Origin of the sequence: Nostoc mirabile CHAB5784, assembly GCF_020829645.1 — a bacterium.
GTDB classification, from domain to species: domain Bacteria; phylum Cyanobacteriota; class Cyanobacteriia; order Cyanobacteriales; family Nostocaceae; genus Nostoc; species Nostoc mirabile.
The window spans coordinates 1-10247 of sequence record NZ_JAIVFS010000172.1; the positions used below are offsets into that span (position 1 = coordinate 1).

The window sequence follows — 10247 nt, forward strand, 5'->3', positions numbered from 1 at the left end:
CTTGTCTCCCCCTAACTATACGATTATCATTCTTACAACTCATTTCTCAAGTATGAAGTATATCTTGTCCTAAGTGTTTTTGAAGTATTTCGTGACCGTTTGGCTAAATTATCGTTCAAATCACAGTCAACTGAAGCGACTGCTGCGCCATAAAAATCGGTGCAATCAACGCCACGGCAATTAAGCTCACTAGTCGATGCACCGCAGAACGAAAAAAGCGCCGGATGGACTCCATGTCATTGGTCGCTCGTGCAATCAAGTCACCCAAGTGGTAATTCGCATAGAAACCGCGACCAAGGGACTGTAAGTGTGCATAAAAAGCTTGCCGTAGGTCATAAGATATGTAAATTGAAATCACCGCGTTGTTGCGGCGACCAAAGTGCAGGATCGCAAAGCGCAGAGCCGTCAAACCAAGTATTGTCAGAACCGGCAATAAGATATTCTCGTCCTGTTTTGAAATCAGATCAATGCCGATTTTCAGATAGACAGGAATGGCAGCTTCAACAACATGAACAACCAGCAGGGCTAATACTGCTATTAACCATTGAAAACGGTAAGCCTTGAAGTAGGGAAAAAGTCGCTGCAATGAGGTGAAGGTAGGTAAGTCCGATTTCAATCTTCCTCGGTCGGCTAGCATCAGTTTAATCTTGTTATATATGGAAAAATCAATGTTGGATAAAAGCGATTATTTTGTTGAATTGCTCAATATAATGTACAGCTTTGTAATTCCCAAATAATCAGGCTAATACAGTCAGCAAATCAGTTTAATTGAGGCCAGTTGTTTGTACAAATGTATTTTTCGGAAATCACCTCGATATTAGAAATCTTTAATTGGGAGATTTGATGTGTTTTGACGTATACCCTTGTACAGTTGCGCTTCATAAAGCGTTTTATAAAAACCATTACGAAGCATCAATTCCGTGTGATTTCCAACTTCCACTAACTGGCCATGGTTTAATACAACAATGCGATCGGCTCGGCGGATGGTTTGTAATCTGTGGGCAATGATGATGGAAGTTCTATTGGCGGTGACTCTGGCCAGCGCTGCTTGGATGGCAGCTTCAGTTTCTGGGTCAATGCTGGCAGTGGCTTCATCCAGAATGAGGATTTCGGGGTTTAGTGCAATGACACGGGTAAATGCCAGCAACTGGCGTTGACCTTGGGATAGATTTTGGCCACGGTCTTCCAGTACCGTATCAAAACCTAGTGGCAAAGACTCGATGAAACCCAAGGTCTGTATCAGTTCGGCGGCATGTCGGGCATCTTCCAGGGTGATGGTCTTACCTAATGCGATGTTGTCATAGACGGTGCCAGGGAACAGATGAAAGTCTTGAAAGATCACACCTACGCGCTTACGGATCTGTGCAGGGTCTATCTGCATAATATCGATGCCGTCGATGAACAGGCTATTCTCAGGCACATCGTAAAAACGACAGATGAGCCGCGTCAGCGTGGTCTTGCCAGAGCCAGTAGGCCCGACAATGGCGATGTTCTCGCCAGATGCCACATTCAGATTGAAGTGCTGGATAACCGATTCGCCAGTTTCGTAACGGAAATTCAGGTCACGAAACTCGATACGGCCATGTAAGTCTTCCGGCAAAGGTATGGGCTGCGGTGGCACAGACAAAGACTCGTTCCAGTCCAGCAGCCGGAATATGCGATCGCAGGCTGCCGCCGCTCGGAACACCGCATTAGCTTGATCGCCCAAGACCACAATCGGACGGAACAGCATGTCGCTGAATTGCAGGAACAACACGATCGATCCCAGAGTGGTAGTGTGGCTAAGTACATCTTGTCCGCCCAACCACAGGATACAAGCGATCGCCAAATAAGATACGTTGTCGATGATGGGGTTGTATACCGTCTCTGCCATGATGGCCTTGGTCTCGGCCACGCGATTGTCCTCGTTAATGGCAGAATAGTGTTTAAAGCTCAGTGCCTCCCGCCCGGACATCTGCACGATTTCAATACCCGACAAGTTTTCGTGCAAATGCTCGTTGAGGCGCGATAGTGTGCTGCGGATGACCTGATAAATCGGCCCGGAATAATATCTGAACACGATGATGACAGCCGCCACAAAAAACAAAAAGGGCGATAGCTTTGCCGTGAGCATCGCATCCAGAGACAACATTACGCTAACCGCGACAACGAGGGGAATCAATTCTCCAGCCAGCGCGCCGACACCAGTCAGCAGTTCGGACAAGCTCTCGATGTCATTGGTGATCCGAGTCAATACCTGCCCAACCATAACCCGATCATAAAAAGCAGCGGGCAGACGCTCGACATGGGCAAACAGATCGCGACGCAGATCGGAAAGACCCAACAGTGCCGAAAAGGACAACTGAGCGCGGAAGGCGTACCCAAAACCAGACCACAGCAGCACCCAGAGCAAGCCGACTATGCAGGCTGCGATTATTTGTTTGGTGCCCAGTGTGATTGCCAACCAGTGGATTAAGGCTGTTTGTCCATAGTCTGGCAGATCTGTGCGATAGTTGTGCATTAGGATACCGTCCACTACCACTCGACTAACCACGATTGGTACCAACACGGCGGCGGTGGCCGACAGCATAGCAAACAGCAGCGCTAACGCAATGCGCCAGCGGTACGGAGCCATCCAGTGCCGCAGTCGCCAGACGTTGCTGACAAAGGAGTTACGCGTACCGATTGAAATTTCAAAGGGGTCGAGCGTGTTGGAGGTCTTTGATGATGTCATATTTTGAGTGCCCCAGGACTTACGCATTAACAAATTAGATAAGTCTTCTGCATGGATTTGAGGACTTCTTCACAGGTTGCTTCTGGTTGTGGCAAAGGTGGTTTTTTCGTCAAGTCGTGTAGTCATTGCTTTTTTGATGTATTTGCTACTGAAGCAAACCGTATATTTCTAGTTTTGTAGGTTCAAGCTCAAGCTGATATATTACGTCCTCTACTTTCTACTGCTTGTTTTAATCACTGGGACTACTTATAAAATACTGTTAGTCGGTCGAAATGGCGTATTTTTATGAAGCTTATAGTCTCATGAACAAGAGTAAAAAGCAAGCAGGCATACAGCTATATAGCAATTCTCGTTATGAGAATGATTGGTTAACTGGTGTGAGTTCACCATTATGTTGAAATTTGCTTGGCTCAAAATAGAAAGGCACATCCTTGTTAAGGAGTTAAGGATCGTGGATTAAATAACCTGTAATTCTGGTTGAGCAATGTAATTCCATTGGGGAAGGATATCATCGAACACAATCTTCATGGTTGATTTAAAATCATCAGCGACTTTTCTGCCAGTGTGATAAGTTTTGTCAACGATTTTTAAATAAGTTTTGAGGCTAACGCCTCATGCGTTGGGCAATCATATTTATGTAGTCCAATGGTTAAATCTAGGGTTTCAAACAACTCTAATCGCTCCAATCAATCTACTGCCAAAACTGCTGCTTCTAATCCCAAAGTTAATACCAAAACTCAAGCAGCTAAATCTAAAGCTCCTAACACTCAATTGTCAGACCTTGATATTGACGATATTGACCCAGAACTTCTCAGCGACAGTTATAACCAAGTTAGACGACCGTTACTGCCTTACGGCATTGTCGTTAATGACAAACCCGCTGGACTTCTGATTCCAGAAGATCAGCTAGAAAAGGCTGGCTGGCTTGATATGCCTGATGAAAACGACCTAACTATTGTCACCCTAACCGAAGATGTTACTGGACTCTTAATTACTCAAGCACGGTTACTAGTTTTAGCTTTTGTGCCAGAGTATATCCGTTATAAATCAGATGTTGAAGATTGTGGTGGTTCTTTTGTTGGGCTTTATGATGAATACAAGCATAACCTTGACAAGAAAACAATGGATGTGTGTTCAGAACATGCACTGGTGTTTCTAGATGAGGATAATCAACCCCTGCATACTACTCCTGTCGTTGTCCGCTTTAAGAATGTAGCTCTCTGGAGTTTTAAGTCGGTGCGTGAGGAGTTTTACCGTTCTTTGGAGAAAACCTTTGCTGACTATTTCCAAGTGCCATTTAGCGGCAAAAACGATAGGTGGCGTAGCTTAGGTGTACTGTCAGTCGAGTTCAAAGCTGTCAAAGAGGGCGAAGGTAAGAATAAACACGACTGTTGTAAGACTGTAGACTATACCAAACCCACCGTTGAAAATCTGTCTCAATTTTATTTGGGTCAGCCCACAGCTAAAGCCTTAATTTGGCAACAACATGATGCGATCGCTGGTTTTAATGAACCTCAATCCCTACCTGCTAACCTTAGAGAATCGGTATCTGTAGACGTGGAAGTATTGCCACCAAATAAAAATAGGAACAAAACTCAAAGCGTTCGTAAATCCAAACCAGCGACCAAGCCACCTCGCAAAATTCAACTTATTGACGATGACGACTTCCTCGATGAAACCGACGATTTGGAAGCTGAGTTAGACGATGATGATTTTGAGGAGGAAGACGATGAACTGGATGATGAGGAATAGTCCAATGCAACTATAGCATCTGTGCTGGTGAACTACCCACTACTCAGTGCTGAGTCATGAGTTCTGAGTAGATTAAAAGTCACTCAGTACTTATGTACTTGGTATATGCCCCGCACAGCATCCACTTGTGGGCGGCCTTTTAACTCAGCACTCAGCACTCATCTTGATCCACCATTGACCTAGATGCCGATTTAATGGGAATTTCATAGAGGTTTTAGATGAAAATACCCTGCCGTAGCTAAGATGACTATGGCAGAGTTTTCTTCTAGATTTCGAGTTATCAACTTTAGGATTTTTTACCAGTAGTGAAAAGCTGACTATCAGCAAGTTGATAGCCAGTGCCATTGAAACAAAAATTCAATTGGCGTAGCTGCTCTTGCTCGGTTTGCAGTACCTTAATGCACGGTAATGCCTGACCTCGATTCTCTCCCACTGACAACAAATGCTTACCTGGTGGCAGATTGGAATTCAAATAACTCAAGAATACCTGAGTAATTGGTTTGTCCTTTCTGAGCCAGTAACCATTATAAAGACATCCCAAAGCACCACAGACATCAGGCGTATTCAAGTTGAAAACTGCGAACCTGCCCTCTTTCCCTTCCACACTCCAAGCCAGTATATTTTTAGCAGATACTTTGGAATTTAACTCTGTATTTTCTACAATCACCTGTTCAATTACTGAAGTAGGCACAACATTAGCAGCTTTGTTCCAAGTAACGGTTGCTGCATTTAAGCTACAGCCCCCTAAGCTCATGAGAATTGACAGCAACAAAAAGATGCCCAAACCAATGCGAAACCAATGAACCCAGTAGCGTACCCTCATAGAAGGTGCTGGTAATTGATATGCAGTTGTCTTCAGTGGTTGAGACTGAGTAGGGGAGGCGGAGTCAGAATAAACTCCCTTTCCTTCCCCTGTTTGCCCAAGGTGTATTTTTGAATGCAACTCAGTATCCAGTATTTCTTTTATCTCATGGGCTGAGGTAATAGAGGTTTTAGATAAATCTGTCATACTCTACCTCCCATTTTCAGTATTTTTAGCAGTGCTGATGTAGCTAGAATTTACATTAGGAGAACAGGTCAGCGTTCCATTATCGCTATTACTGTTGCGATAACTAGCTAAAGCGGTTTTGCCGTAATCTTTGAGACTGAGACGACCGAGAGCATCTGAGCCATTTCCATCAACTTTGCTATAATCACCACCAAAATGCTTTTGAGCCACTCGTTCAATTAGGCGATCGCCCGTAAATGGCTGTCCTGTAGCCGGATCGATTTGCTCTTGTGTTACTTGAATTTTGTTAGCCATATCAGCCATAAACGCCCTATCTTGGTCAGCTGGAGGAAAAAACTCAAATAGTTCAGCCTCTGTTGGTTGATGCCCTTGCTCCACTTGACTCAGAAACTCTTGACCTCCAGGCTTGGCAGCAATTAACTGCACTGCATAGGGGTTATAAGTCATAAACTGGTAGCGACCGAGAGCGCGACCACAATTTAAACCCCCATCCGCACAGGTATGTATGCCAACTGCTTTGTAATCCCCGCTACCAGCGCTCTCAATCTCCGCAATTGCATTTGAGAGCGATCGCAAATCAATACCGGAGAGTGATTGATCTGTTATCGACCGACTACCATTACTGAACGCGCATGGATTAATCTTCTCTCTTACTCCAGTACCGTTGGTAGTATTAGCTTTAGGCTCTCTTGTAGCTCCAGTTGGGGCATACGCAGTATTTGTCCTCTGTTCACTCAAATTGCCTACAAATATCAGGGAGTTAACCTTGTAGCTGAAAAAAGGAACAGGCCCAATAAAATAAGGTGTACAACCCATTCGCCAAGCACAGAACCGAAAGAACAAAGCCGTATCTACCGTATCAGTAGTTTCATCCGGCTCCATTACCACCACCTTAAAAGCTTTACCAAAAGGTAGCCTTCCTGTTGGTTCCCGACCGTTATTCACTGCTTTTAGGATACCCCGCCCGCCCTCGACTTCTTGGTATTTACCGGAAATCCACTGCTTACCTTCTAACTTACTGCGATCGCTACGACCTGTATTCTCCAAATCGTCCAATTCTAAGTAAGCACAGTCTTTTTCAGTACAAGGCACAGAAAACCCTTGCACGTCTGAACCAGAAATCGTATTGTTACGGCGGTTTTCTGCTGGCCCATAAACTACATCAATCCGCATTACCAAGCTACCAATTTCAGTGATGGGATTAGGCATTAATCCTAAAGGTACTTGTCCCAAACCAGGAATATCCGAAACATTGCTATTCATCCAACCTGTAAATTGTTGTAGCTGTACTGCATCTAAGTTAAGAATTGAAGAGATAGAAAACTTTGACAAGTCGATTTCTCCCAGCTTCATTTGCCCAACTTCATACTGTGTTAGTACCTGAGCTAGTGTTAAATTAGATGCGGCAATTAAGTGAGATTTTAGTAAGGTTGCAACAGGTGTAATATTGTTTACTTGCGTCTTAGCCAATTCTGGAACAACCTGAGCTAAATGGCTCAATGTCTGCTCCCCAATCAGGGGAAATTCACTCAAGGCAATTTTGTTTAAATCTATACTCTTAATGTCTGTGTTCGCCTCTGGTTGTATGCCCAGAGCGATCGCCTGGATCGCCTGCAAAGAAAACTCCTCTGCCTGCAATGCTTCACTGATATCTCCTAACTTCAAATATTGGTCAGGAGTCATACCCACATTCCAAGTACGACTCAGGTCATAACCTAGTGTTTGACTGTAGGGACTGCCATCAATTGCACCGGATTGACTGATACCTGGTAGCTGGCCCAGAGAAATGCGGCTCCAGTCTGGCAGCAAAACTTTAGTAGCAGGTAGTCGAGACTGAGGATTTGCAACTTCTACAATTCGAGTCGGTAAATTGCCATCACCAAATGTGTTGATTGTGGCTTGTACAGCGATACTATAAATAATACAAGCAATGACAATCAGAAGAGATATCCATGCTTTTGGTATCTTCATAATTTCAGGTTTAAAAATGACAGCAACTATACCCCAATAAGCAAAATAATTTATTTAATGGAAACCATTCTTTTGTTACTTATGGGGTATAGTTATCAGTAAAAATATGACTTATAACTCTAGCTCTGGCGATGCTGACTGTTGACTTTTCTTAGACTTGTAATCGGAGCCAGAGCCATATCCTGGTAATTGAGGATTGGGATTAGCAGCCGATTCAGTGTAAGGTGTATCCCCAAGATTGATTTCAAAGATATTCTCTTGATAACCATCCCTAAATTGGTCTGCTTGCAAGGGATTACTACTATCTCCAGAACTTAATTGCTCAACACCGTAACCTTCAGATTGATAGCTACTGCCAGACTGATAATTACTACTGTCGTCAGTATCAAGATTTTGGTTAATTGTGGGTTCGTTATTCATTAACATTACCTAAAAAAACTGTAGCAATGCCAGCATAAAAAGATTTATATAGTATCAGCCTTCACCTATTGGACATTAATTTTTTAGCCGATTAGCTAATTTTGGTGATGCCCTCATATCGAGATGAAAAATGGAGCAAATGAATTTAATTTCACCAGAAATAATGGCAGAAATTAGTAATGGTAATAGTACCAAACTGCCAGACAACACCCGAAAAATGCTGCAAATTCTGGCAAGTTTAAATACACCAAAAGAATTATTAGCAAGTCTTTTAGAAATAGCTGAATTTTCCCTACACCATGTTCGCTACCTTGCAGGGCCATTGGTAATTCATCGCAGTCCTTGGAGTGATACGATTCCCCAATGGTTAAAGTTTGCTTGTATTCAGGATCGATTGGAACTTATCTTCACTGAATATGAACAGAATCAGGTTGGTGTTTCCAGCACAGCCACAGAAGTTCTTACCTACATGATGCCAGCAACTTACGAAGCACCTTTACATAGGGACTACGCTGACCTTTATCTTTGGGTAGGTAATGAAGTTTTAACCAAATACGATAAATTACCAAAGGGTTGCAAGAGTTTTTATGAATTTATGGGTGATGGTGATAGGAGCAATGCCAGCAATAATCGCATCATTCATTTTAATCAGGTAAAAAATGAATTCAACTATCTTAGCACGTCAATTCGACGCAGCATAGTTAAACACGCAGCACAAGAGGGGTGGGGTAAGCGTAATGTCAATGCCTTGCCTAACTTAGATTCGACCCAAAGCATTCCAACTCCTAAACCTTCATCAAATTCAACTGTACAAATTAGCCTGTTCTGAATTTTCAATAAATCCTCAGTCTATTCAAATTTTCATCTGAGGATTTTTCTGTTATATGGAAGCGATCGCTTCTTTAATTATGAACATAAATTTTCAAGTTAGTCATCATGAATACTCAACAAATTCAAGAAGTTTTAACTCATCTCATCATTGGAATTACAGCCTTATATACCGTTGTGATGGTCGTTGATTTCGTTGTGGGAATAGTCCATCTGTGGCAGAAATTTACAGTCAACATCGAAAACACAACATCTGAAAAATCACACCTGGAATCTATTGATATTAATAAATCTCTCAATTTGAAAAATCAAAATCAATCAACTAACCGTATTACATCAAAATCAGAACCTCAACCAGACAACTTTATTAGCATTGATGTAGACAAATCTAACCGCAGGATTAAAAACAAGCTCATCCTTACAAAATATAGCTAAAAAGCTACTACACCTTCAACTAGATAAAACTCAACAAATCAGCGATTGGTGTAAACCTCTTACCAAGGTTCAATTGCACTATGCTGCCGTAGATGCTGCCATATTGCTTGACCTTTACTCAATTCTCCTCAACAAGTTAAAGCAGGCAAAGTTACTCAAAATTGCCCGACTGGAATTTCAGTGTATGCCTGTTGTAGCTCAAATGGAACTTAACGGAATGCTATTTGACTTGTCCCGATGGCAGATACTGGGTGCAAAACTAGAAGCTGAAAAAACAGATGCTTTAAACCAACTCAAGCAACTCCGTATTGCTAGCTCTCAGATGTCATTGCTGCCAGAACTGACAGATGCAGTCAACCCGAATTCACCTCAGCAAGTTTTGGCTGCTCTACAAGCTATTGGTATCAAAATCAACTCAACTAATCAAAGTAAATTGGTTTCTTTAGCTGCACAGTATCCCATAATTCAAGCATTGCTTTCTTACCGCCGTCTATCTAAAATTATCGGCACTTTTACCGAGAAACTACCCCAGCATATCCACCCTAAAACTGGGAGAATTCATCCCAACTATTATCAATTAGGGGCAAAATCCGGTAGATTTTCTTGCCGCAAACCACCTCTACAAAATATTCCCCGTGATGAAGCAGCTCGTAGCTGTTTCATTGCTGCCCCTGGCTATAAAATTATCAAAGCCGATTACTCCCAAATAGAACTACGAATTATGGCTCGGCTTAGTGGTGATACAAAGATGTGCCAAGTCTATCGCCAGGGGGCTGACTTACATCGATTAACAGCATCTCTAGTAACTGGAAAATATATCAATGAAGTGACTGAGGAAGACCGCAGACTAGCAAAAGCAATAAACTTTGGATTGATTTTCGGTATGGGCGCTGCCAAACTCCAAATTTACGCCCAAGTAAAATATGGGGTGGCAATGACATTAGAACAAGCAAAAGCTTTCAGTCAACGATTCTTTGAAGCTTATCCTGGAATAGCGCTCTTTTATTACTCTCATGAGAGTATAATTAATTACTAACAGTTTAACTTAGCAAGGGTATTTAATTGGGTTCAAGAACGGCTACCTCCACGATCACCGTGGTAGATCAGTACTGCGATGCC

Annotated in this window: 9 protein-coding genes; 4 read left to right on the plus strand and 5 right to left on the minus strand. The window is 42.7% G+C overall.

What is annotated here, in order from left to right; all coding sequences use genetic code 11:
• Window positions 1-115: 115 nt before the first annotated feature.
• A complete protein-coding gene (locus LC653_RS42245; RefSeq protein ID WP_229501252.1) occupies window positions 116-637 on the minus strand; it encodes an ABC transporter transmembrane domain-containing protein in 522 nt (173 codons plus the stop codon).
• Between the two features lie 180 nt (window positions 638-817).
• The gene (locus tag LC653_RS42250) at window positions 818-2713 is read right to left on the minus strand and encodes an ABC transporter ATP-binding protein (RefSeq protein ID WP_229501253.1); all 1896 of its coding nucleotides are present in this window, start codon (window positions 2711-2713) and stop codon (window positions 818-820) included.
• Window positions 2714-3358: 645 nt separating this feature from the next.
• Between LC653_RS42250 and LC653_RS42255 the strand changes: the two genes are divergently transcribed.
• The gene (locus LC653_RS42255) at window positions 3359-4465 is read left to right on the plus strand and encodes a DUF5895 domain-containing protein (protein WP_229501254.1); all 1107 of its coding nucleotides are present in this window, start codon (window positions 3359-3361) and stop codon (window positions 4463-4465) included.
• A 286-nt stretch (window positions 4466-4751) separates the two neighbouring features.
• Here LC653_RS42255 and LC653_RS42260 read toward each other — a convergent pair whose 3' ends face one another.
• The 3 genes from LC653_RS42260 to LC653_RS42270 all read right to left on the minus strand — a co-directional run bounded on the left by LC653_RS42260 (window position 4752) and on the right by LC653_RS42270 (window position 7865).
• Complete coding sequence (locus tag LC653_RS42260) at window positions 4752-5474, minus strand: hypothetical protein (protein WP_229501255.1); 723 nt, start codon at window positions 5472-5474, stop codon at window positions 4752-4754.
• Between the two features lie 3 nt (window positions 5475-5477).
• Window positions 5478-7445, minus strand: a complete 1968-nt coding sequence (locus LC653_RS42265; protein ID WP_229501256.1) for a M23 family peptidase — start codon at window positions 7443-7445, stop codon at window positions 5478-5480.
• 111 nt (window positions 7446-7556) lie between these two features.
• Complete coding sequence (locus LC653_RS42270; protein WP_229501257.1) at window positions 7557-7865, minus strand: hypothetical protein; 309 nt, start codon at window positions 7863-7865, stop codon at window positions 7557-7559.
• A 139-nt stretch (window positions 7866-8004) separates the two neighbouring features.
• On the opposite strand from LC653_RS42270, the gene LC653_RS42275 reads away from it, so the two are divergent.
• The 3 genes from LC653_RS42275 to LC653_RS42285 all read left to right on the plus strand — a co-directional run bounded on the left by LC653_RS42275 (window position 8005) and on the right by LC653_RS42285 (window position 10164).
• Window positions 8005-8694, plus strand: a complete 690-nt coding sequence (locus LC653_RS42275; RefSeq protein ID WP_229501258.1) for a hypothetical protein — start codon at window positions 8005-8007, stop codon at window positions 8692-8694.
• A gap of 107 nt (window positions 8695-8801) precedes the next feature.
• Window positions 8802-9128, plus strand: a complete 327-nt coding sequence (locus LC653_RS42280; RefSeq protein ID WP_229501259.1) for a hypothetical protein — start codon at window positions 8802-8804, stop codon at window positions 9126-9128.
• A complete protein-coding gene (locus LC653_RS42285; protein ID WP_229501260.1) occupies window positions 9121-10164 on the plus strand; it encodes a DNA polymerase in 1044 nt (347 codons plus the stop codon). Before LC653_RS42280 ends, LC653_RS42285 begins: the two co-directional genes overlap by 8 nt.
• Window positions 10165-10247: the final 83 nt, after the last annotated feature.